This is a genomic window from Pseudomonas sp. GW821-FHT02H06 (assembly GCF_059421525.1).
Genome location: NZ_JBWKVD010000001.1, coordinates 642,692 through 666,078, shown reverse-complemented (window position 1 = coordinate 666,078; position 23,387 = coordinate 642,692). Strand labels below are relative to the sequence as shown.

General features: G+C 62.2%; 22 protein-coding genes. 7 read left to right on the top strand and 15 right to left on the bottom strand.

All coding sequences use genetic code 11. The features are described from left to right. Nucleotides 1-171 precede the first annotated feature (171 nt). From AC07VF_RS03105 to AC07VF_RS03065, 9 genes are all read right to left on the bottom strand, one after another. Complete coding sequence (locus AC07VF_RS03105; RefSeq protein ID WP_192171736.1) at nt 172-1,269, bottom strand: DUF1513 domain-containing protein; 1,098 nt, start codon at nt 1,267-1,269, stop codon at nt 172-174. Between the two features lies 1 nt (nt 1,270). Beyond that, nucleotides 1,271-2,335, bottom strand: coding sequence for an imelysin family protein (locus tag AC07VF_RS03100; RefSeq protein ID WP_192171735.1), 1,065 nt, complete (start codon nt 2,333-2,335; stop codon nt 1,271-1,273). A 27-nt stretch (nt 2,336-2,362) separates the two neighbouring features. Further along, nucleotides 2,363-3,790 carry a di-heme oxidoreductase family protein gene (locus AC07VF_RS03095; protein ID WP_495008620.1) on the bottom strand — a complete coding sequence of 476 codons (1,428 nt, stop codon included), beginning with the start codon at nt 3,788-3,790 and terminating at the stop codon, nt 2,363-2,365. Nucleotides 3,791-3,928: 138 nt separating this feature from the next. Continuing rightward, on the bottom strand, nt 3,929-4,468 hold the full coding sequence (locus AC07VF_RS03090) for an AP2/ERF family transcription factor (protein WP_065992198.1): 540 nt from the start codon (nt 4,466-4,468) through the stop codon (nt 3,929-3,931). A gap of 256 nt (nt 4,469-4,724) precedes the next feature. Then, nucleotides 4,725-6,080: an imelysin family protein gene (locus AC07VF_RS03085; RefSeq protein ID WP_495008621.1), complete on the bottom strand. Its 1,356-nt coding sequence runs from the start codon at nt 6,078-6,080 to the stop codon at nt 4,725-4,727. A gap of 209 nt (nt 6,081-6,289) precedes the next feature. After that, nucleotides 6,290-8,341: a putative bifunctional diguanylate cyclase/phosphodiesterase gene (locus AC07VF_RS03080; RefSeq protein ID WP_346627068.1), complete on the bottom strand. Its 2,052-nt coding sequence runs from the start codon at nt 8,339-8,341 to the stop codon at nt 6,290-6,292. Nucleotides 8,342-8,652: 311 nt separating this feature from the next. Beyond that, nucleotides 8,653-9,249, bottom strand: coding sequence for a superoxide dismutase (locus AC07VF_RS03075; protein WP_065992213.1), 597 nt, complete (start codon nt 9,247-9,249; stop codon nt 8,653-8,655). Nucleotides 9,250-9,451: 202 nt separating this feature from the next. Then, on the bottom strand, nt 9,452-10,054 hold the full coding sequence (locus AC07VF_RS03070) for a LysE/ArgO family amino acid transporter (RefSeq protein ID WP_346630799.1): 603 nt from the start codon (nt 10,052-10,054) through the stop codon (nt 9,452-9,454). 35 nt (nt 10,055-10,089) lie between these two features. After that, a complete protein-coding gene (locus AC07VF_RS03065; protein ID WP_346630798.1) occupies nt 10,090-10,488 on the bottom strand; it encodes an ACT domain-containing protein in 399 nt (132 codons plus the stop codon). Between the two features lie 109 nt (nt 10,489-10,597). Between AC07VF_RS03065 and AC07VF_RS03060 the strand changes: the two genes are divergently transcribed. From AC07VF_RS03060 to AC07VF_RS03050, 3 genes are all read left to right on the top strand, one after another. Continuing rightward, nucleotides 10,598-11,497, top strand: a complete 900-nt coding sequence (locus AC07VF_RS03060) for a LysR family transcriptional regulator ArgP (RefSeq protein WP_463583413.1) — start codon at nt 10,598-10,600, stop codon at nt 11,495-11,497. A gap of 88 nt (nt 11,498-11,585) precedes the next feature. Then, the gene (locus AC07VF_RS03055) at nt 11,586-12,584 is read left to right on the top strand and encodes an NAD-dependent epimerase/dehydratase family protein (protein WP_495008622.1); all 999 of its coding nucleotides are present in this window, start codon (nt 11,586-11,588) and stop codon (nt 12,582-12,584) included. Between the two features lie 66 nt (nt 12,585-12,650). Continuing rightward, the gene (locus tag AC07VF_RS03050) at nt 12,651-13,508 is read left to right on the top strand and encodes an ATPase (protein WP_495008623.1); all 858 of its coding nucleotides are present in this window, start codon (nt 12,651-12,653) and stop codon (nt 13,506-13,508) included. A gap of 308 nt (nt 13,509-13,816) precedes the next feature. Here AC07VF_RS03050 and AC07VF_RS03045 read toward each other — a convergent pair whose 3' ends face one another. The 3 genes from AC07VF_RS03045 to AC07VF_RS03035 form a co-directional block, all read right to left on the bottom strand. Then, nucleotides 13,817-14,866, bottom strand: coding sequence for an alkene reductase (locus AC07VF_RS03045; protein WP_192171726.1), 1,050 nt, complete (start codon nt 14,864-14,866; stop codon nt 13,817-13,819). A 61-nt stretch (nt 14,867-14,927) separates the two neighbouring features. Continuing rightward, the gene (locus AC07VF_RS03040) at nt 14,928-16,094 is read right to left on the bottom strand and encodes an MFS transporter (protein ID WP_423572329.1); all 1,167 of its coding nucleotides are present in this window, start codon (nt 16,092-16,094) and stop codon (nt 14,928-14,930) included. Nucleotides 16,095-16,131: 37 nt separating this feature from the next. After that, on the bottom strand, nt 16,132-16,440 hold the full coding sequence (locus AC07VF_RS03035) for an ArsR/SmtB family transcription factor (protein ID WP_296310764.1): 309 nt from the start codon (nt 16,438-16,440) through the stop codon (nt 16,132-16,134). 281 nt (nt 16,441-16,721) lie between these two features. On the opposite strand from AC07VF_RS03035, the gene AC07VF_RS03030 reads away from it, so the two are divergent. Further along, on the top strand, nt 16,722-17,318 hold the full coding sequence (locus AC07VF_RS03030; RefSeq protein ID WP_495008624.1) for an acyl carrier protein phosphodiesterase: 597 nt from the start codon (nt 16,722-16,724) through the stop codon (nt 17,316-17,318). Here the strand turns inward: AC07VF_RS03030 and AC07VF_RS03025 are convergent. Beyond that, on the bottom strand, nt 17,279-18,067 hold the full coding sequence (locus AC07VF_RS03025; protein ID WP_346627072.1) for a lysophospholipid acyltransferase family protein: 789 nt from the start codon (nt 18,065-18,067) through the stop codon (nt 17,279-17,281). The two genes, AC07VF_RS03030 and AC07VF_RS03025, sit on opposite strands and share 40 nt — an antisense overlap. Beyond that, nucleotides 18,067-18,822: an L-ornithine N(alpha)-acyltransferase gene (gene olsB / locus AC07VF_RS03020; protein ID WP_192171721.1), complete on the bottom strand. Its 756-nt coding sequence runs from the start codon at nt 18,820-18,822 to the stop codon at nt 18,067-18,069. Before olsB ends, AC07VF_RS03025 begins: the two co-directional genes overlap by 1 nt. 195 nt (nt 18,823-19,017) lie before the next feature. Between olsB and AC07VF_RS03015 the strand changes: the two genes are divergently transcribed. From AC07VF_RS03015 to AC07VF_RS03005, 3 genes are all read left to right on the top strand, one after another. After that, nucleotides 19,018-20,112, top strand: a complete 1,095-nt coding sequence (locus AC07VF_RS03015) for a serine hydrolase domain-containing protein (protein WP_495008625.1) — start codon at nt 19,018-19,020, stop codon at nt 20,110-20,112. Beyond that, the gene (locus AC07VF_RS03010; RefSeq protein WP_495008626.1) at nt 20,109-20,447 is read left to right on the top strand and encodes an amidase; all 339 of its coding nucleotides are present in this window, start codon (nt 20,109-20,111) and stop codon (nt 20,445-20,447) included. The genes AC07VF_RS03015 and AC07VF_RS03010 overlap by 4 nt, the downstream gene beginning before the upstream one ends. 149 nt (nt 20,448-20,596) lie before the next feature. Further along, entirely contained in the window at nt 20,597-21,754 is a 1,158-nt protein-coding gene (locus AC07VF_RS03005; protein WP_495008627.1) for a phospholipase D-like domain-containing protein, read from the top strand. A 76-nt stretch (nt 21,755-21,830) separates the two neighbouring features. Here AC07VF_RS03005 and AC07VF_RS03000 read toward each other — a convergent pair whose 3' ends face one another. Then, a complete protein-coding gene (locus tag AC07VF_RS03000; RefSeq protein WP_495008628.1) occupies nt 21,831-23,354 on the bottom strand; it encodes a fumarate hydratase in 1,524 nt (507 codons plus the stop codon). Between the last annotated feature and the right edge of the window lie 33 nt (nt 23,355-23,387).

Below are 23,387 nucleotides of genomic sequence, written 5' to 3'. Positions count from 1 at the left end.
TCCCTGATGAAAAACCAAAGCGAATATCAACCGAAAGGGGGGATTTTGGCTTGATGACAACCATAGAATCTCCCACAGTTCACCTGTCGGCAGATACATCTGCGGCGTTGTCATGTTTCGATGAGCGGGCTTGCCAGGGAAGAGGCCCGCGCGGCAGCCGTAGATCCACCATCAAACCAGATGCAGATGGTTATCCCACAACCCCGCCGGCAGCTCCAGCGGCTTGGCGACCAGCACCGTCTCGCGGCAATCATAAAAACGGCAGCGCCCTTGGCCGGAGGTCACGACGAAGCCGTCCGCCACCGCGCCCACCCCGGCGCAGTCGGGCAGCGGCGCATCCAGCTTCAGCGAGCCGCTGTCCAGGTCCCAGATAAAGAAGCGGTTGCCCCTCGGCGCGGTCAGTGCCACCAGCCGCAGGTCGTTGTGAATGGCGACGCTGGCGGTGTAATGCGCCATCGCCTGCAGTTGTTGCTCGGCCACCGGGAACGCTTGAAACGGCTGGCCCGGCCGCTTGATGGCGAGCAGCTCGGCGGATTCGTGGGAAGGCCCCATGAACTGCTGCCCCGCGACAATGGTGCCGTCGCTGGCGATCGCCATATGGCGCACGCTGTTCATCTGTTGCGACAGCGTCTCTTTGCTCAGCAGCGTGCCGTCGCGCTGCATCAGCACCAGACTGGGTTCCATGGCGTCGAGGTTCATTTCGACGCGGCTCTCGGCCTCGGTGCGAATGCCGCCGTTGGCGACTGCAAGGGTTTCGCCATCCGGCATCCATGAAACCTGATGGGGCCCGACGCCGTGGGTAGAAATCTCACCGGTGCGTTGCAGCCGCTCATCAACGAATCGATACACGCCCAACAGTCCGCGGCCCGGCTCCGTCGTGTCGTTCTCGGTGGCGTACAGCCATTCGCCGTCCTTGTGAATGACCGCGTGGCCGTAGAAGTGTCGGTGGGGTTGCGAGGTGATGGTCTGCAGCAAGCGACCGTCGCGCAGGTCGATCAGGTAGCTTTCGGTCCCCGGCCGGCGCGCGACGAACAGTGCGATCGGCAGGTTCGGGTGATTGATGATGTCGTGACAGCGCTGGGCGACGGCGGTGGCAAACACCTGCGTGCCGTCGACGCGATAACCCACGGCGAAGTGCTGGCCGTTGCCATCGTCTCGGGCGGACAGCAGCAGCGGGCTTTCGCCTTTTTTCGCGAAGAGTGTCCAGCCGCCAAACGTGACGGCGCTGAGCAGCAGGCTGCCCAGACCCAGAGCCTGACGTCGCAACATATCAGTCACCATCATTGGCGTTGAAGCCCAGTTGAATGCCCAGCGCCTTGGCCAGTTCGCCTTCGTGCAGGCGATGGACCACGTTGAGGCTGTCGTAGAAAGCGTTGAGCTGCTGACGACCTTCTTCGGTGGCCAGCAGATCCCCGAGGGGAGGTTTCAGCGCGGCCAGTTGGCGATTGCTCTCAGCGTAGGCGGCGTCGATCTTGTCGGCCAAAGGCTTCTGTTCCTTGGGCAACAGCCCGCGTAAACCTTTGTTATCAACACCGGCCCAGACCGTCTGGGCACTGGCCAGACTCGCCTGCAAGCTGCTGAGCGAAGCCTTGCTGCGCCACGCTTCCGCCTGAAACGGCTGCGGCACACCCTTGGTGCCGCGGCCCAGCGGCGTGCCGAGCTTTTTCTTCAATGAGTCCAGTGCGGTCACTTGCACGCGCAGCAACTCGGCAATGGCCTCGTGGGAATCGGCGTAGCGCTGGTTGGGAAACTTGCTCAGCTGAGCGAGCATGCCGTCGTTGCTGTTCCAGCTGTTGAGGATGTCTTCTGCCAACGCCTTCTGACGCTCACCAATGGCGACCAGCAGCGGGCAGTAGCGGGCTTTCTGCTCGGCGTTGGCCATGTCGATGTCGGCGTCGAACAGGATGTATTCATAGGCCGACAGGCCCTGAACCACGACGCTGGATTTCGTCAGGGCGTCAGCACTGATCTGCGGCTGTGCGGTGACCAGTTGCTCCACCTGACGGCCGACGAGGTTTTTCTTGTCCGGCCAGAACTGAATCTGCCAGGCGCGATTGCCTTCTGCCAGCGGCCCGATGAGCAGCGGTTGCAGCTCGGCCCAGGCTTTTTGCGCGTGCAGGAAGTCGGCGCGGGCGGTGTCCAGGTCGGATTTGCCCTGGCAGTAGGACAGCGCACTGATCGCCAGTTGCCGGTCGGCATCGACCCAACGGCTGTAGGTCGGCAGGATGACCTGACTGGCGATGGCGGCAGACGTCACGGCTTGCGGGTCCGACGGCGCGCACGCGCCCAGTGCCAAAGCGGCGAGGCTGGTGAGCAACAACTTGGGGCGGAACATGCCCGACTCCTTATCTTCAGAAATACGTTAGAGAGAATTCAAGAACGCCAGCAGCGCCGCGCGTTGCTCCGCGTCAAAGGCGAGCACCTGACGTTGCGCCGGCAGCGCCTCGCCGCCATGCCAGAGCACGGCTTCCATCAGGTCGCGGGCACGTCCGTCGTGCAGAAACTGGGTGTGGCCACTGACGGTCTGCGTCAGGCCAATGCCCCACAGCGGCGGGGTGCGCCACTGCTGGCCGCTGGCCTGAAATTCGCTGAGATTGTCGGCCAGGCCTTCGCCCATGTCATGCAGCAACAGATCGGTGTAGGGGCGGATGACCTGATTCGCCAGTTCGGGCTCGGCGGCGTCGGCGGAAGTGGTGAATTCAGGCGTGTGGCATTGCTGGCAGCCGGCCTTGAAGAACAGGCTCTTGCCCGCCAGCACCTGCGGGTCGGCCACGTCGCGGCGCGCCGGGACGCCAAGGTTGCGGGTGTAGAAGGTGATCAGCCGCAGGATGTTGTCGCTGACTTCCGGCTCGCCGTTCGGGCCGTTGCCGTTGGGCGCGGCGAGGCACGCGGTCTGCGACGGCGTGCAGTCGTCGACCGGCATCAAGGTGGACGTCAGGCCCATATCACCCGCCAGCGCGTGGACATTCTGCTGCTTGATACTCGGCTGTGAGGCTTTCCAGCCGAAACGGCCGAGGACGGTTTTCTGCTGCGCATCGTCCCAGACCCAGTTGGGTGTGCCGGTGATGCCGGTGCCCTGTTCATCGTTCGGGTTGGCGTTGGCCAGAATCGCCGCCTGAGGGATCGCTTCCAGAAGCCCGAGGCCGATCATCGGAGGGGCAATGCGCGCGGAAGCTCGCGTCTGCGGGTGCATCGGGCCGTAACCGGTTTGGGTGATCTGCAGGGTAGGGCGGCGCAGGTGCACCGGGGTGCCGTCGCGAAAATGCACGGTCATCGAATCGTAATCGACCCGCACCTTGCCCTCAGGCGTGACGCCGGGGATGGCCATGTCCTGGAGTTGCTTGCCGTATACAGGCTCGGGCGTCAGACCCAACTGCTTGATGTGTTCGGCGAACGCCGGATCGTCGGGAATCGACAGGCGCACCAGCATTGACACGGCGTTGTCGGCGCCGGGCTCGGGCGGGTGGCCGCGGCCGTCCTTGATGTGGCAGTTCTGGCAGGCGTTGGTGTTGAACAACGGACCCAGGCCGTCGCGGGCAGTGGTAGTCGACGGGGCAATCACCCAGGGGTTGCGGAAAAAGCTGTTGCCGACGCTGAAGTCCAGCCGCCGGACGGGCGACAGGTTGGCTGAAGGCATGGAAAACGCATTGCGGTCGCTTTTGTTGACGGTGGTGGCGCCGCCCGAGCGCGACTCGCCCGGTTCGGCAGCGGTGAAACGCGGGGCGTCATCGCACCCACTCATGGCAAGCGCCATCAGCAGGAGAAACGAAGGACGGAACCACGCAGTCATACAGGTCCTGCAAAGGCGGGAAATCGGGGCGAGCAAGCTTACCAGCCCCGAGTTTGATGAATAAGAGGGATTAGCGTTTGCAGGCCCTCTCGTAACGTGTTGTTACCAAATCATCCGCGGGTGACGTGCCCGCAAAACTCACGCGCCGGCGATCTCCAGCGCCGGGTTTTCCACCAGAAGTTGCATGAGACGCCGCTCGCCCTCGACCACCTTGAATGACCGGTAATCACCAATGCCGTCGAGCTGCCGTTCGCGTTCGCGGATCGCCAGCTCCTTGGCCCTCTCGTAACCGTAATGTTCGACCCTGAACGACTTGGTGACACTGCTGCCGTTGCGCAGCGTGGTCCGCGCTACCCAATAGGCGATGCCGGTGTAACAGCGGTAATGCACCCCCGGATAACCGCTGGTGTTGGTGGCGATGATGCGTTGACGGATGTCGCGGCTGAGCTTGGGCAGGTGGGCCAGCAGCAGCTGGTCACGGCACGCGTCGGCGGCTTGGCGTGCCGGATCTCGGCCACCGTAGCGGGAGAAGGAAAACAGTCGGTTGAAGGTTCTGCCGTCGCGGTAGATCGTCACCTTCCAGGCACGCGGGCCCTTGACGCCGACCAGCAGGTGAATACCGTAATCGTTGGCTTTGAGCTTACTGACGCGGCGCCTTTTATTGTTTCTCTTGGGCACTTTCTGTCTCCTCCTGGATAGGGTGGGGTCAAGGAAGTGCGCATGATCAGCGGCGGGGGAGGCGTGTTCAATCCGACAAGGAGCGAACAGGAAATGCCCTACAACGCTTACAGACCGGTCCCCAAACAACGCCGTTTTGCTGGGACTTTCAGGCGTCGATTGACGAAAAAAATGCCGGCCCGTGTACGGGTCGGCATTTGTTTGCAGCGGGACCGACTTCAGTCGGGAAGGCGCGGTCCCACCGGTTTGAAGCGGATCAGAACTCGTGGTCGGCGTTGTCCGGGTTCAGGTCGGTGATGCCCAGCTTGCCAGCGGCTTGCTCGATTGCGCCGGTCTGTTTGACCAGCGCGGCAATCGCGTCGCGCACGACCTGGTTGCCCGCTGTGTTGCCCGCCGCGATGAGTTGGTCGAAATGCTCGCCCTTGTTGGCGTGGTCGACGATGACCTGCAGCTTAGCCTGGGTCGCATCGAGATCGGCGCGCACGGTCTGGTCGGTGGCGGCGTCGGCGGTGGCGACCAGCGAGGACAGGCTCGCGCCGCTCACTTTGCTGCCGTCGACGCGGGTGTATTCACCCAGGTAAACGTTGCGGATGCCCAGGCCGTTATAGAAATGCGAGTTGTGGGTGTTGTCGCTGAAGCAATCGTGCTCGTCTTCGCTGGAATTGGCCTCCAACGCGACTTTCATGCGTTCGCCCGCCAGTTCACCGAGCGACAGGCTGCCCATGCCGAACAGCATTTTGCGCAGCCCGCTCTCGGCGGACTCAGCTTCCAGCGTGGCGCGGTAGTTGTCGGCGACGCCCGGCTTCCAGTTGTTGACCATTTCTTCGAGGTCGCTGACCAACAGGTCGGTGGCGGCTTTCAGGTAGGCGCGGCGGCGATCATTGTGGCCGCCGGTGCCGCCCTGGCCTTCGATGTAGTCGCTGGCCGGACGCTCGCCGGCGCCCGGGCCGGTGCCGTGCAGGTCCTGGCCCCAGAGCAGGAATTCGATGGCGTGGTAACCGGTCGCCACGTTGGCTTCCGCACCACCGAGCTCGTTCAGGCTGGCGAGTTTTTCAGGGGTGATTTCTGTGACGTCGACTTTGTCCTCGCCCACTTGCACTGACTTGTTGGCGATGATGTTGGCAGTGGCGCCCGGATTGCCCAACGCGTGCTGGTAATCCTTGGCGACGTAGTCGATCAGGCCTTCGTCCAGCGGCCATGCGTTCACCTGACCTTCCCAGTCGTCGATGATGGTGTTGCCGAAGCGGAACACTTCGCTCTGCATGTACGGCACCCGCGCCGCAACCCAGGCGTCTCGCGCTGCTTTCAGGGTCTGGTCATTGGGTGTGGCGAGGAAAGCGTCGACTGCCGTGCTGAGCTTTTTGGCAGTGGATTCGGCGTCGCTGAAAACGGCGAATACCATATTGGCGTAGTTGGCGACCACTGCCCGGGTGGCCGTTTCGTTGGGCTGGGCAGGCGCGGCGGCGGAGGTCGGCGCTGGAGCTGGCGCGGCGGCTGCGGCCGGTGCAGGGGCAGGCGCTGCGGCGGCGGGCTTGTCCTTGCCTTGATCACAACCGGCCAGAGCAATGGCGACAGCCAGCAGACTTGCGGTTGCCAGGGGCATACGAATCATGACGGAATCCTGCATCGAGAAGAGGTGTGAACGGTGGCGAACGCCAGAAAATGCTGCGACATAATGCGAAAGATTTGCATTCTGTGTAAAGGCCATTTGCCCAGGCCGGCGGAGGGAGATATTTCAAGCTGTTTCAGGGGATGATTCAGGATGTCCGCAGGCGCGGCGGTGTTTCCAAGGATGCGCCTTTGCGTCGAAAGCCCGTTGTGTCAGAGCGCCTCGCTGTGAGTGCGCTGAGCCTGCTTCAGGTAAACCAGCAGCTCCCGCGCCGGCAGCGGCTTGCTGTAGAAATACCCCTGACCTTCGTGGCAGCCCTCGGAAATGATGTACGCCTCTTGCTCGGCGGTCTCCACGCCTTCGGCGATCACCTGCATGCCCAAACTTTTGCCGAGCTGGATGATGGCGCGCACGATCGTCGCGTCGTCATCGTCGTCGAGCAGGTCCTGGACGAAGCTCTTGTCGATCTTGATCTTGTCCAGCGGCAGGCTTTTCAGATAACTCAGCGACGAATAACCGGTGCCGAAGTCATCGATGGCGATTAACGCGCCGGAGCGGCGCAGGCTCAACAAGTGCTGCGCGGCGGTGGTGATGTCTTCCATCAGGCCGGTTTCCGTGACTTCCAGCTCCAGACTGCGGGGCGGCAGGCGGTAGATCTGCAACAGATTGTTCACCACCCGCGGCAATTCGGCGTGGTGCAGCTGCACCGTGGACAGGTTCACCGCCATGCGCAGGTCACTGAAGCCCTGGTCGTGCCATTCGCGCAGCTGTTTGCAGGCCTGATCCAGCACCCACTCGCCGATGGCGATAATGGTGCCGTTCTGCTCGGCCAGCGGGATGAACAGGTCGGGCGGCACGAAGCCGTGTTCCGGGTGAATCCAGCGGATCAACGCTTCGACACCGACGACACTGTGATCGCGATAGCTGATCTGCGGCTGATAGACCAGATGAAACTGCTCGCGGGCCATGGCTTCGCGCAGGTCTTTTTCCAGCTCGCGACGGCGACGCATCTCGCTGTCGACGCTGGCGATATAAAACTGGTAGCGATTGCGCGAGCGGGTCTTGGCCAGCGTCATGGTCTGTTCGGCTTTCTGCAGCAGCTTCTCGGTGCTGTCGCCATCTTCGGGGAACAGCGTGATGCCGATGGTGGCGCGCAGACGAATCTCTTGCTGATCGACGGCGAAGGGCGCTTCAAGGTCATCAAGAATGTTCTGCGCCAGCTCGGCGGCCTCGTAAGGCTGTTCGATATCGGCCTGAACCAGCGCGAACTGGTCGCCGCCCAGCCGGGCAAGGGCGCCGAGGCGACCGCTGTGACTGCGCAGGCGATCGGCCAGCGCCAGCAGCAACTGATCGCCGGCCTGATAACTGAATTGCTCGTTGATGCCTTTGAAGTCATCCAGACCCACGCACAACACCGCGACACGGTGCTGCACTTTTCCGGAGTCGACGAGGATTTTGTCCAGTTGCTTCTGCAGCTGCAGCCGATTCGGCAGACCGGTGAGGAAGTCGTATTGGGCCATCCGCAACAGGCTGGATTCAGCTTCGTGGCGCAGGGTGGTGTTGCGCTCGATGGACGCCAGCAGTTGGTTGGCGGTATTGACCCAGACCCCCAGCTCGTTTTTTTCGTGGCCTTTGAGCAAGGGCAATTGGTGTTCGCTGGGGCGGTCGGGGTTGATGCTGGTCAGGTGCTCGATGATTCTCGACAGCGGTTTGGTCAGCAGCCAGTGATAAACCAGGTACAGAACCAGACCCATCGCCAGCGCGCGCAACACGCCGGAGATGAAGATGATCATCGAGTTGGTAAGGAAGGTTTCGCCGTAGGTGGCGGTGTCCAGGGTGATGCGCAGGTCGCCGTAATATTCGCTGTACGGGCTGCGGCCGACCAGTTGCGTGGTGAAGCTCCGTTCCTGGCCAAGGATCAGATCAGTCAGCCAGCGGGTGGGGGTGGCTTCGAGGTCTCGAGATTTTTCGGCGAGCACCGTCTCGTTGGGGTGACCAATGGACGCCTGGCGCACGGCTTTGTCCTGAAACAGCCCTTCGATGACCTGCATGCCCATTTCCCGGTCCAGGCTATAGACGGCCTGGGTCGACGGGTCGCGGAACATGTCGAGGATACGCGCTGCGTCCGTGGCAACGGCCTGGCGGGTTTTGTATGCGTCGTAGACGATCTGTGCGCAACTGAGCACGACCCCCACGATCAGCGCTGAAAGCAGCACAACGCGGAGCAGCTTCACCGACAAGCTGTCTTTGAGTTCCAGCTTCAAATGGCCATTCCTTTATCCATGCTGATAGCGGGCTGCCTGCATGCAAGCACTGGCAATGCAGGCATTCGGATCAGACGCTTCTGGCGTGCGCGTGACCCCATCAATCGGGAAAACAGTTAATAGGCAGACCACTCAGGCTATCCGTACTGTGTCGGTCGTACGCGGGGAAAACTTGAGCCCAGCCGTTTGAATCAGCACGAAATTTGATATTAGTCCGCTATCGCTTCCAGACAATACATAAACGACAAACAGAAGGCGAAAAAAAACCCGGACGTGCCGGGCTTTTTTTCATTCGAGCATTCAAGCATTCATCAGGCGGTGAAGCTTTTGCCTTCGAACTGCTCGGCAACGAACTTCCAGTTGACCAGGTTCCAGAACGCCTCGACGTACTTAGGACGCAGGTTACGGTAGTCGATGTAGTAAGCGTGTTCCCAGACGTCACAGGTCAGCAGCGGGGTGTCGCCGCTGGTGATCGGATTGCCGGCGCCGATGGTGCTGGCCAGTGCCAGGGAACCGTCAGCTTTCTTCACCAGCCAGCCCCAGCCGGAGCCGAAAGTGCCGATGGAGGTCTTGCTGAATTCCTCCTTGAACTTGTCGAAGGAGCCGAAAGCAGCGTTGATCGCGTCAGCCAGAGCGCCAGTCGGTTGGCCGCCGGCGTTTGGCGCCAGGCAGTTCCAGTAGAACGTGTGGTTCCAGACTTGAGCGGCGTTGTTGAAGATACCGCCCGAAGAGGTCTTGACGATTTCTTCCAGAGTCTTGCCTTCGAACTCGGTGCCTGGCACCAGGTTGTTCAGGTTCACGACATAGGTGTTGTGGTGCTTGTCGTGGTGGTATTCCAGAGTTTCCTTGGAGATGTGCGGTGCCAGAGCATCATGTGCGTACGGCAGCGGAGGCAATTCAAAAGCCATGGTAATTCTCCTAATCAGGTCAGTTGCGGTTTGCGCAAGGCCGATCACGGGCGGCCAGACAGAACTTACGCTGGCGAGTTTGTACTCTTTGCAGCGCAGGGGCTGGATCATAGCACCGGCCCCTGACCTTAACCACGCAACAACTGTGTGGGATAGAGGTTCCAGAGCGTTGCGCTGAAATGCGCGTCGGCGAGACGAATATTCACGCCGTTCTGATCAACTGCAGCGCCACGCTGAACATCATCACCGCCACCATCAGGTCCAGCAGGCGCCAGGTCGTTGGGCGTGCCAGCCACGGGGCCAGCCAGGCGGCGCCGATCGCCAGCGTCGAAAACCACAACACTGAAGCGCTGGCGGCCCCGGCCACGTAGGCGCCGGGCACTGCTTGCTGCGCGCCGAGCGAGCCAATCAGCAACACGGTATCGAGATAAACGTGCGGGTTCAGCAAGGTCACTGCCAAGGCGGTCAGCAATACCGCGCGGCGTGACCGCTGGCCGTCGGCATCGCCCTGAGCGAGGCTTTGCGGCGACAATGCGCGACGCAGTGCCATGGCGCCGTACCACAGCAGAAACACCACCCCGCCCCAGCGGGCCACCGCCAGAAGCGTGGGGTTGTGGGCCAGCACATTGGCCAGCCCGAAGACGCCGGCGGCCACCAATACGGCATCGCACAAGATGCACAGCAGGGCCACGGAAAGGTGGTGTTCGCGACGCAGACTTTGCGCCAGCACGTAGGCGTTCTGGGTGCCGATGGCCATGATCAGCCCGAGGGAAACCAGCAGGCCGTTGAGGTAGCTTTGCCACATGATGTCGGGCCTCGATCAGTTCAGGATTGCCGGGATCAGGCGTTCGTCGCCAGCGCGCGCAAGGTGTCCATGGCCTGCTGTGCGTCGTCTTTGCCCACGAAAAGATGGTCGTGGTAAAAGCCGGCGACCACGTTGCAACTGATGCCCGCCGCGCCCAGTGCGCTGGCGAACGCAGCGGTCAGCCCGACCGCTGCGAGTGAGGAATGAACGGTCAGGGTGATCCAGGCCATGACGTAATCGCAGTCCAGGCCCAGTTGCTGAGCCTGGCTGCGTTCGAGGATGACGGTCAGGCCTTCGCGCTCGCGGAAGCTGCCGATGACTTCGACGCCCTCCACGCGACGGCTGTCCGCCACGGTACAGAACACGTAGTCACCCTCGTTGAGTTCAGGGTTCATGCTGCGCAGCAATGCGCCAAGAGAGGTTTCGCCAGTCATTGATGTTCCGCCGTTCTTTGAGGGTGTGCCGTGAATCAGAGGTGGCGATTGTCGGTCGACAGCGGGTATAAGAAAAACCAATAAAGCTCATCACTCATTAGAGAAACTGATGTTCGACTACAAATTGCTTTCCGCGCTGGCGGCAGTGATTGAGCAAGCCGGCTTCGAGCGCGCCGCTCAGGTGCTCGGCCTTTCGCAGTCTGCGGTGTCCCAGCGCATCAAGCTGCTGGAAGCGCGGGTCGGCCAGCCGGTGCTGGTCCGGGCGACGCCGCCCACGCCGACAGAAATCGGTCGGCGCCTGCTCAACCATGTCCAGCAGGTGCGCTTGCTGGAGCGGGATCTGCAAAGCGTGGTGCCTGCTCTGGACGAGGGCGGCATGCCAGAACGTCTGCGCATCGCGTTGAACGCCGACAGCCTGGCGACCTGGTGGGCGCTTGCGGTCGGGGACTTTTGTGCCGAGCATCGATTGCTCACCGATCTGGTGGTCGAGGACCAGGACGTCGGCCTCAAACGCATGCGCGCCGGTGAAGTGGCTGCGTGTCTATGCGGCAGCGAACGGCCGGTGGCGGGGGCGCGGAGTTTATTGCTCGGCGCCATGCGTTATCGGGCGTTGGCCAGTCCTGACTTCATTGGCCGGCATTTCCCACAGGGCGTGACGCCTCAGGCGGTCGCCCGGTCGCCCGCGCTGGTGTTCGGCCCGGATGATTTCCTGCAGCATCGCTACCTCGCTTCACTGGGTGTCGAAGGCGGTTTCGAGCATCATTTGTGTCCGTCGTCCGAAGGTTTCACGCGCATGGTCGAAGCCGGAATGGGCTGGGGACTGGTGCCGGAGTTGCAGGTCCGTGGACAATTGGCGAGTGGTTTGTTGGTCGAGTTGCTGCCCGATCACTGCATTGATGTGCCCTTGTACTGGCATCATTGGCGCAACGGCGGCCGGTTGCTGACAGAGCTGACGGACCATCTGGCGAAAAAAGCAGGGCAGTGGCTGGTGCCGTTGGACGCCCGGTGAACGTCAACAGGCGACGCAGTAGAGTGTGGGATTGTTCGCAGAACAGCCGCGGCGATCACAGGCAAAAGAAGATTAAACGGAGCAGGCAATGAAAATTCTGGTCACCGGCGCAGGCGGCTTCATCGGCGGACGCTTCGCGCGTTTCGCGCTGGAGCAAGGCTTGAGCGTCCGGGTCAGCGGCCGTCGTGCTGAGGGTGTCGAGCATCTGGTACGGCGCGGCGCCGAGTTCATTCAGGGCGATCTTTCTGATCCGGAGCTTGTTCATGCGTTGTGTGACGACGTCGAAGCCGTGGTCCATTGCGCGGGTGCGGTCGGCACATGGGGACGGCGTCAGGACTTTCACCAAGGCAATGTTCAGGTCACCGAGAATGTCGTCGAAGCATGCCTGAAACAACGGGTCCGGCGGCTGGTGCACCTGTCGTCGCCGTCGATCTATTTTGATGGCCGATCGCACCTCGATATCCGCGAGGAGCAAGTGCCCAGGCGCTTCGGCAATCACTATGCCGCGACCAAATACATGGCCGAACAAAAGGTGTTTGGTGCCGAAGAGTTTGGTCTGGAAGTCATCGCCTTGCGCCCACGCTTCGTCACCGGGGCGGGTGACACCAGCATTTTCCCGCGATTGCTGGAGATGCAGCGCAAGAATCGCCTGTCGATCATTGGCAACGGCTTGAACAAGGTTGATTTCACCAGCATCCAGAACCTCAATGAGGCGCTGCTCAGCAGTCTGCTGGCCGCCGGCTCTGCGCTGGGCAAGGCCTACAACATCAGCAATGGCGCGCCGGTCCCGCTCTGGGACGTGGTCAATTACGTCATGCGCCAGATGGAATTGCCGCCGGTAAGGCGTTATCGGTCTTACGGCCTGGCCTACACCGCTGCAGCCATGAATGAGGCGGCGTGCCTGATCTGGCCGGGTCAACCTGAACCGACGCTGTCGCGCATCGGGATGCAGGTGATGAGCCGGGATTTCACGCTTGATATCAGTCGCGCCAGGCATTATCTGGATTACCAGCCTGACGTGAGCGTGTGGACCGCCCTCGACGAGTTCTGCGGCTGGTGGAAAGCCCAGCACGGCGGCCCGTTGTAAAAGGCGTCAACATCCGCGGTTATACTGCGAGCCATTCAGATTCAGCGGTTTTTCAAAGGTAAACCCATGCGCAAAGATCCCTATGACGACGTCGATGACGTCCCGAGCCTCAGCGCCAAAGATGATGACGATGATTTTCTGCCACCGCCGGGTGCCCGCGAACGCACCACGGTGTATTCCCGCGACACGCCGGTGGTGAAGGTGAAGGCCCCCGGTACCGGTGCGTTGTGGGCGCTGATCTGTGTGTTGTTTATCGCGTTTTGTGGCCTGGGCTGGTGGAGTTTTCAGCAGGTGTCGTTGATGGAACAGCAGTTGGTCGCGACCCAGGAAAGTTTCGCGCGCATCAGTGAGGAGGCGGCGGGGCGCTTGCAGGATATTTCCGGCAAGGTGGTCGCCACTGAGTCGATGGCGAGCAGCAGTGAGGCGTTGAAAGCGCAGATCAAGCAGTTGCAGGATCAGTTGGCCGATCAGAGCAGGCAGCAGCAGGGTGTGGCGGGTTTGCAGGGCGGGCTGGACAAGCGGCTGGAGCAGATCAGCACGCAGAGTACGCAGCAGCAGGCGGTGAATCAGCAGTTGCAGGATCAGTTGAAAGCCGTGGCGACAGAGTTGGCGGCGTTGAAGGCGGCGGTGCCGGATGGCAAGTCGATTCAGGCTGAGCAGGAGCGGCTGGAATCGCAGTTGAAGGGTTTGACTGCGGATGTGGCGAACCTGAAAAAGGCGAACGGCAATCAGGCGATCGAGCAGCTTGAGCAGGATATGGTGGTGGTGAAGAGTGAGTTGGAGAATCGTCCGGCGGCGGCTGCTTCGTCGGGGGCGAGTCTGCAGGAGTTCGATGCGTTCCGTGGGCAGATGACGCGGACGATCAATACGTTGCAGAGTCAGATTCAGACGTTGTCGCAGCAGATTAATGCGCGGGGGCAATAATAGTCCGGGTAGTTCTGGAAGACGGCGCGCGCTCGCCGCATCCATGCGGCTCGGCCCACTGCGCGAAACCTGCGTTCAGCCTGCACCCACGTCGCGATTTGTGGTGACTGGGCTTGCTGCGTAGGAAGATCAAAAGCAAATCAAAAGCAGATCAAGAGCTTCCCGGCTGAAGCCAGTCCTACGGGTGCGTACGGTGCTTATGTAGGACCGGCTTTAGCCGGGAAGAGGCCAGTGACTGCGCCATCAGTTCTGATCGTTCCCACGCTCCGCGTGGGAACGCAGCCCTCGACGCTCCGCGTCCTTCCTGCTTACAGCGTCGGGTAATCCAGATAGCCTTCGGCGCCTTTGCCGTAGAAGGTTTCAGGATGCGGCTCGTTCAGCGGAGCATCCTTGGCCAGACGCGCTGGCAGGTCAGGGTTGGCAATGAACGGCACGCCAAACGCCACGGCATCCGCCTTGCCGGTCGCCAGCCACTCGTTGGCGCTTTCCTTGGTGAATTTCTCGTTGGCGATGAACACCCCACCGAAGGCTTCTTTCAGGCGTGGGCCCAGGCTGTCGTCGAGTTCACGTTCGCGGGCGCAGATGAAAGCGATGCCGCGTTTGCCCAGTTCACTGGCTACGTAGGTGAAGGTCTCGGCCAGGTTGGCGTCGCCCATGTCATGGGCATCAGCGCGGGGTGCAAGGTGCACGCCGACGCGGCCAGCGCCCCAGACTTCAACGGCGGCGTCGGTCACTTCCAGCAACAGACGCGCGCGGTTTTCCAGCGAACCGCCGTAGGCATCGGTGCGGGTGTTGGTGCTGGTTTGCAGGAACTGGTCGAGCAGGTAACCGTTGGCGCCGTGGATCTCGACGCCGTCAAAGCCGGCCGCCTTGGCGTTTTCGGCACCGACGCGGTAGGCGTCGACGATCTCTTCGATTTCCGCCAGTTCCAGCGCGCGCGGGGTGACGAAGTCAGACAGCGGACGCACCAGGCTCACGTGGCCTTTTGGCTGGATGGCGCTGGGTGCGACCGGGGTTTCGCCATTGAGGTAGGTCGGGTGCGAAACGCGACCCACGTGCCACAGTTGCAGCACGATCTTGCCGCCCGCCGCGTGCACGGCTTTGGTGATGTTGGCCCAGCCGCGCACCTGGTCGTTGGACCAGATGCCCGGAGTGTCAGGGTAGCCCACGCCCATCGGCATCACCGACGTGGCTTCGCTGATGATCAGGCCAGCCGAGGCGCGCTGAACGTAATACTCGGCCATCATCGCGTTGGGCACGCGGCCTTCGTCGGCACGGCAGCGGGTCAGCGGCGCCATGATGATGCGGTTGGCCAATTCCAGGTCGCCCATCTTGATCGGGTCAAAAATCGTGGTCATCGTGAAATCCTTTGTGCAGTCGGTAAAGGGTGGATCCGCAGGTTTCAAAAAATGAGGGGAATCAGCTCGTCGCGGCAGCCAGTTCGGCATCATTGGGCTGACGGAAATTGATCAACGTGACCAGCAGGGCAAGGACCGCAAGAGCGCCGGCTGCCAGCGGCACGGTGGTCAGGCCGAAACCATGGGCGATGACGCTGCCGCCAACCCAGGCGCCCAGCGCGTTGCCGACGTTGAAGGCGCCGATGTTCAGGGTGGACACCAGATTGGGCGCGGCCTTGCCGAAGGTCACCACATTGATCTGCAGGGCAGGCACGGCGGCGAATGCGGCGGTGGCCCAGAGAAACAGGGTGATCTCGGCCGGGATCAGCGCCGTACTGGTCCAGCTCAGCACCGTGGAGATCACCGCCATGGCGATGAACACGCCGATGAGCGTAGCGGCCAGTCGGCGGTCGGCAAGTTTGCCGCCAATGATATTGCCCAGCGTCAAACCGAGACCAATAAGCATCAGCGTCCAGGTCACGCCCAAAGGCGAGACGCCGGTGACTTCGCCCAACAGCGGCGCGACGTAGGTGAATAGCGCGAATACGGACGCAGCGAACAGCGCGGTCATGCTCAGCGACAGCCAGATGCCTACGCCTTTGAGCGCCGCCAGTTCAGCGCGCATGTCGAGTTTCTCTTCGTCGCGTTTGCTTGGCAGGAAGCGAATCAGGCCGATGAAGGCGATGACGCCAATTACCGTGACGGCGAAGAAGGTCGAGCGCCAGCCGGCCTGTTGTCCCAACGCAGTGCCCAGCGGCACGCCGAGGACGTTGGCCAGGGTCAGGCCGGTGAACATCAGCGCGACGGCCGAAGCGCGGCGATTGGCCGGGACCAGCCCCGCAGCAACGACAGAACCGATGCCGAAGAACGCGCCGTGGCAGAGCGCGGTGACCACGCGGGCGAACATCAGGATGTTGTAGTCCGCCGCCAGTGCGCAGAGCAGGTTGCCGATGATGAAGATGCCCATCAGCGTGACCAGCGCACCCTTGCGCGGTAGTTTCGCTGTGGCCATCGCCATGAACGGCGCGCCGATCGCGACGCCCAAGGCGTAGCCGGTGACCAGCCAGCCGGCGCCGGGAATGCTGACGCCCAGGTCGCTGGCGACGTCGGGGAGCAGGCCCATGATGACGAACTCGGTCGTCCCGATGGCAAAGGCGCTCAGGGCCAGAATGAGTAATGAAAGGGGCACGTTGCGTCTCCTGAAAAGCGGGTGTGTGGCGAAGGGCTCAGAGCCGCTGCGTCAGTTGCTGCAAGAACGCCTGAATGACGTCTTCGTTGCGTTTGAAAAAGTGCCATTGGCCGTGTTTCTGGTTGGTGATCAATCCGGCCCGTTGCAATGTGGCCAGATGGGCCGAAACGGTCGACTGGGACAGACCGGCGCGCTGGTCGATCTGGCCGGCACAGACACCGCCATCAATCGTGTGACGCTGATCGGGGAAGGTCGCAACCGGGTCTTTGAGCCAGTCCAGAATCTGCCGGCGAACCGGATGAGCCAGGGCTTTGATGATTTCGTCGATGTCGATGTCAGTGGGCATGTCGTTCTCAGTGCAGGTGCGCTGTATCGCGATGGGGCGAACCTTATATCTATAAATCGCGATATACAAATATGAATCGGTGCTTAGCAGCGGCTCAGTCGTTATATCGGGTTATAACGATATGGTGCTGGCCCGGTGGTTTGGTAGAGGGTTCGAAGGCGATCCCGCTTTACAGGCGCGGGGAATGTGGCGACTGTACCCACGTCATTGCGAATGGCCCCCCCGCACATTCAGCGGAGACAGGCGCAAAAAGAAGGCCCGCGGCAATAAAGGCAACAACCATGAATTACCTCGCACACCTGCACCTCGGCGGGCAGGCGCCGGCGCAATTGCTGGGCAGCTTGTACGGCGACTTCGTCAAAGGGCCACTGCCCGGACGTTTCCCGGCGGACATCGAAAGCGCGATTCGTCTGCATCGGCGCATCGATGCGTTCACCGATTCGCATCCGCTGATCAAACAAGCGCTGGGGCGTTTTCCCGACGGCCGTCGGCGCTATGCCGGCATCGCACTGGATGTGTTTTTCGACCACTGCCTGGCGCGGGACTGGCATCAGTATTCAAACGAGCCGCTGGACGCCTTCACCCGCAAGGTCTACCGCGTGCTGGCCGATGAGCCTGCGTTGCCGGAGCGGCTGGCGCTGATTGCCCCGCGCATGGCAGCGCAGGACTGGTTGGGTTCGTACCGGGAATTTTCGGTGGTGGGCGATGCGCTGGCCGGCATCTCGCGGCGCTTGTCACGGCCGGAAGGGCTGGCCGGCGTCTACCAGGAACTGCACGCGCTGTATCGACCGCTGAGTGACGACTTCAGCGCGTTTTACCCTGAGCTTCAGGCGTTTGCTCAAGCGGCTTTGGCGGCGGACCCTACCGTCGCCGGTTGAACCGCCTCGCCGAACAACGCGATCTGCACCGCCTGCTGCGCTTCGAACGCCAGCGCTGCGCGTTCTTTCCCCTGGGAAGCGATCGGCGAGAGTAACTGGATGTGCACCTCACTCACCTCATTGGCAAACAGTCGACGCAGGTGCGAGAGCAGGTCGTCGTCGCCAATGAAAGGCGCGATCTGATCCGGCTGGCCGTCCCGCACATATTGAATGGCAACAGGCTGCACCGGCACGCCGGTTTCAATCGCGCTCGACAGCAGGCGGCCGTGGAAGGTGCGCAAGCTGCGGCCGTCGGTGGTGGTGCCCTCGGGGAAGATCACCAGTGAATGCCTGCCCAGCAAGTGCTGGCCCATCTGCTTCTGAATCAGCTTGCTGTCGCCCGAGCCCCGGCGGATGAACAGTGTCCCGGCTTTCAACGCCAGCCAGCCCGCCACCGGCCAGGTGCGCACCTCGGCTTTGGACAGGAACGACAGCGGCGCCAGCATCCCCAGCAGCGGGATGTCGGTCCACGACACGTGATTGCTCACCCACAACATCGGCTCGCTCGGCAACTTGCCGCTAACGTTCACGCGAAACGGCAGCGCCGCACTCAGGCGCGCCATGAACCAGGCGGTCCAGCGCTGGCGACGGGCCATGGAATTGCCGATGCGCAGGCGTTCCATCAGGGCAAAGGTGCCGGCGATGCTCAGGCCCAGCGCAATGACCCAAAGCACCCGCACCACGCGCGCATGACTGCGCCACGTGCTCATCACACCGCAGCCTTGAAGTGGCGGGCGTAGCGGGGGCACAAGTCGTCACGTTTGAGCAGGATGAAGACGTCGGCAACCTGGAAATCTTCGTCCCAGCACGGTTCGCCGCAGATCTTCGCGCCCAGGCGCATGTAGGCCTTGAGCAGCGGCGGCATCTCGCAGATCACGTTGTTGGGCAGGTCCAGCGTCGGCAGGGGATTCTTCGGTTCGGCGCGCAGGTGCTCGGTGCACAGATAGCGTTCGCGCAGGCGCTGCATGATCGCGTGGGCCTGAATGCCGCCGTCCTGCATCGGAATGCTGGCGCAGCCCATCAGGTAGCTGTAGCCGCCTTCGTTGAGGATCTCGGCCAATTCGCTCCACAACACGGCGATGGTGCCGCCGTTGCGGTAGGAAGGATCGACACAGGTGCGACCCAGTTCCAGGATCGGGCCCTGCAAATGGCGCAGTCCATGGAGGCTGAATTCTTCTTCGCTGTAGAACTGGCCCAGGGTATTTGCGGCTTTGTGGTCCAGCAAACGGGTGGTGGCGACCAGGCGACCACTGCTCAGGTCCCGCACGCCGATGTGCACGCAGTGAACGTCATAATCATCGACGTCCAGGCCCAGCTCGGCGCCCTTGAGCCTGGCGTTGAACTCGCCACTGAACACACTGAAGCGCAAAGCCTGTGCTTCCTGCAGGGCCTTCTCACCGACCAGGCGTTCTGCCTGCAGGCGACGTTCGGTTCGGGTGTCTCGAATGCTGGCGATCTGAGTCATGCGGCGTCTCCGTAATCCCGCCTTCGTCCAGGCGGGTCGACTGATTGTTCGAGCATTGCTGTACGAATTCAGGCTAGGGAGAGGCCGTGTCACCACCATTAAGCTTTGGTGATGGTTGCGTGACAGGGGGTTGGGTTCCCTGTGCTGTCATTTTTGCCTGCTAGGGTTGCCTGCATCCGAGCCCGAGTCCCCTTCATGACCCGTCTGCTGTTCACCCTCGCGCTGTTCCTCATCAGCTGTTCGGCCGCTGCCGAAACCTGGCCCGCGCCGGAGTGGTCCGAGCGGCCGCTCCTTGAAAACGCTGCCGTAGCTGCCCTCGACGCCTACGCCTTCCCGCCCCGCGACGAGGTCGAACGTAAAGGCGTGCGCACGGATGCGCTGCTGATCATTCACGACGGCGAAGTGGTGTATGAACGCTATGGCGGCGTCACCCGAACCGACACCCCGCACCTGACCTGGTCCATCAGCAAAAGCATTTTGGCCAGCGTGCTGGGCGTCGCTTTTGCTGAAGGCCGCTTCAAACTTGAGGACCCCGTCGCCCGGTTCTACCCGCCGTTCAGCGTGCATCCCGACATCAAGCTTCAGGACCTGCTGCACTGGGCCTCAGGGCTGAACTGGCAGGAGGACTACGAATACGCGCCCCTCAACTCGTCGGTCGTCGCGATGCTTTACACCCGGGGGCGCGGCGACATGGCGCGGTACACCTCCGAGCACGGCGTCGCCAGTGCGCCGGGCACTTCATACCGGTATTCCAGCGGCGACAGCACCGTCCTCGCCGCTGCACTGAAAGGCATGGTCGGTGACGGCGCTTACGCGGATTACCCGTGGACTGCGTTGTTCGACCCGCTGGGCATCTCCAGCGCCACGTGGGAACGCGACGCCGCCGGCACCTTCGTCGGGTCGTCCTACGCGTACATGACGGCCCGCGACCTGGCGCGCATCGGCTTGCTGATGGAACGCGGCGGGCGCTGGCAAGACCGCCAGTTGCTGCCCAAGGCCTGGGTTGATTTCAACCTGACGCCGTTCAAATCCCTGACCCCGACCCCGCCCGATGAAGCCCCCGGCGGTCACTGGTGGCTGAACAAAACCGCCGATGGCAAGCCCGGCCCGTGGCCCGACGCACCGGCGGACACCTTTGCCGCCCTCGGCCACTGGGGCCAGGCGCTGTACGTAATCCCCAGCGCGAAGCTGGTGATCGTTCGCTACGCCGACGATCGCGACGGCAGCTACGACCACAATCAACTGCTCAAGCTGGCGCTGAGCGCTGTGGCCGGGGAGGGTGGCAAATGATCGCTCGCAACGCATTCATCCGACGCCGCCCGTTCAGCAGTCTCGCCCTACTGGTGCTGCTGATCATCGCCGGCCTGATCTGGAACTGGCGGGTTCAGCTGCAGGTATTTCCCAGCATCATCAGCGCCTATACCGCCAAGGAATATTGCTCGTGCCGCTTCGTCATGAACAACCCGGCGGACTATTGCCACAGCTACGTCAAACAGTGGCTGCCCAGCACGATCAACGAGGATGCCCTGAACAAGCGCATCACCGCGACAGGGCTGAGCCGCGAAAGCGAAGCGCGCTGGGAAGGCCAGCGCCAGGGCTGCCGGCTGTCATCGCCGGTGCCGTAGAACGTTGAAGTTTGCCTGCGGTCAGACAGGCGGATAGGGTTGCGTATCGCACCCTCTGGAGTCTGCATGTCCATTCGCATTCCATCCTCGCTTGTCCGCCCGGCAAGCGCTGCTCAAACCTGCCTGCTGACCGCCACGGCGAGCCGCCCATGAGGGGCGCGATTTTTCCGTGGCGCGAAGACAACCAGTTCAACCTGCTGATCGACGGCCCTGCGTTTTTTCCGCGCATGATCGCCGCGATCGAAGGTGCGCAGCAGCAGATCGAGCTCGAACTGTATCTGGTCGAAGCCGGCGCCTGTGCCGAAGCGATCGTGCAGGCGCTGGTGGGTGCGGCGAGTCGCGGGGTCATCGTGCGCTGCCTGTTCGATGATTTCGGCTCAGCGGCTTTCACGATCAGCTTGCGCAAGCGCCTGACCGATTCGGGCGTGATCCTGCGTTTCTATAACCGGGTGCATTGGCGACGCGGCCTGCGCAACCTTTACCGCGACCACCGCAAACTGCTGTTGGTGGACAAAGAGCTGGCGGTGGTGGGCGGGACGGGGGTCACCGATGAATTCTGGCGCCCGGACCTGAACAGCAGCGAGTGGCATGAGGTGATGGTCGAGATTCGCGGCCCGCTGGTGATTGACTGGCAAGCGCTGTTCGATCGCCAGTTCCACGCTAACCCTCGGCGGCGGGCGTGGCGGCCAGCGGAAAACTTTGGTCTGCCGCGCTTGCCCAAGGCGCCCGTCGGTGGGCATGGGCTGGGGCGCGTGGCGTATGCCGATTCCCGTCAGCATCGGGATATCGTGCAGTCCCTGGTGCGCGCGCTGAACACCAGCAAGACGCGCATCTGGCTGGCGACGCCGTATTTTCTGCCGACCTGGAAAGTCCGCCGCGCGTTGCGTCGTGCGGCCTCTCGGGGCGTCGACGTGCGCTTGTTGCTGACCGGGCCGCGCACCGATCACCCCTCGGTTCGTTACGCCGGCCACCGTTATTACCCGCGCTTGCTCAAGGCCGGGGTGAAAATTTTCGAATACCAGCCGTGCTTCCTGCACCTGAAGATGGTGCTGATCGACGACTGGGTCAGCGTAGGCTCCTGCAACTTCGATCACTGGAACCTGCGCTTCAACCTGGAAGCCAACCTCGAAGCGATCGACCCCGCGCTGACTCACGCCGTGGCCACGAGCTTCACCAAGGATTTCGCCGTGAGCAGCGAAATCACCCTGGACGGCTGGAAATCCAGACCGCTGTGGCGACGGGTTCAGGAGCGTGTCTGGGGATGGCTGGATCGGCTGGTGGTGAATGTGCTGGATCGGCGGGGGTAAACGCTCCACACAACCCATCGTCCACAAAAAAGCCCGACTCACAGGTCGGGCTTTTTCGTTTTAGCGATCGAAATGCTTACTGCACCTCTACCGCCAGGCTCTCACTGATCTTCTTCTGCCAGATGGCGGGACCCGTGATGTGAACCGACTCGCCCTTGCTGTCGACAGCAACCGTCACCGGCATGTCCTTGACCTCGAACTCGTAGATCGCTTCCATGCCCAGTTCCGGGAAGGCCAGCACTTGCGACTTCTTGATCGCCTGAGCGACCAGATACGCGGCGCCGCCAACGGCCATCAGGTAAACCGCTTTATTGTCCTTGATCGCTTCGATGGCGGTCGGGCCGCGCTCGGATTTGCCGATCATGCCCAACAGGCCGGTCTGCTCAAGGATCTGGCGGGTGAACTTGTCCATCCGCGTCGCCGTGGTCGGACCGGCAGGGCCCACCACTTCGTCACCCACTGGATCAACCGGGCCGACGTAATAGATGAAGCGACCCTTCAGGTCCACCGGCAGGGTTTCGCCCTTGTTCAGCATCTCGACCATGCGCTTGTGCGCCGCGTCTCGGCCGGTGAGCATTTTGCCGTTGAGCAGGACTGTTTCGCCCGGCTTCCAGCTCTGCACGTCTTCCGGCGTCAGCGTGTCGAGGTTGACGCGGCGGGCCGACGGGCCGGCTTCCCAGACGATCTCCGGGTAAGCGTCCAGCGGCGGCGCTTCCAGCGAAGCCGGACCGGAGCCGTCGAGCACAAAGTGGGCATGACGGGTGGCGGCGCAGTTGGGGATCATGCACACCGGCAGGGACGCGGCGTGGGTCGGGTAATCCATGATCTTGACGTCGAGCACGGTGGTCAGACCGCCGAGGCCCTGGGCGCCGATGCCCAGTTGGTTGACCTTCTCGAACAGCTCCAGACGCATTTCTTCCAGACGGTGCGACGGGCCGCGTGCCTTGAGCTCGTGGATGTCGATGGATTCCATCAGGACTTCCTTGGCCATCACCGCAGCTTTTTCGGCCGTACCGCCGATGCCGATGCCGAGCATGCCCGGCGGGCACCAGCCAGCGCCCATGGTCGGCACGGTTTTCAGCACCCAGTCGACGATGGAGTCGGACGGGTTGAGCATCGCCATCTTCGATTTGTTTTCCGAACCGCCGCCCTTGGCCGCCACGTCCACTTCCACGGTGTTGCCCGGGACGATGGAGTAGTGGATGACCGCAGGTGTGTTGTCCTTGGTGTTCTTGCGGGCGCCGGCCGGATCGGCGAGGATCGAGGCGCGCAGGACGTTTTCCGGCAGGTTGTAGGCGCGACGCACACCTTCGTTGATCATGTCGTCCAGGCCCATGGTGGCGCCATCCCAGCGCACGTCCATGCCGACACGGACGAACACGGTGACGATGCCGGTGTCCTGGCAGATCGGCCGATGACCGGTGGCGCACATGCGCGAATTGATCAGAATCTGGGCCATGGAATCCCGTGCGGCAGGGGATTCCTCACGCAGGTAGGCCTCGTGCATGGCCTGGATGAAGTCAACGGGGTGGTAATAAGAAATGAACTGCAAGGCGTCAGCGACACTCTGGATCAGGTCGTCTTGCTTGATCACGGTCATTGGGCGCGCTCCTCTGATTTGGCGGGAACATTC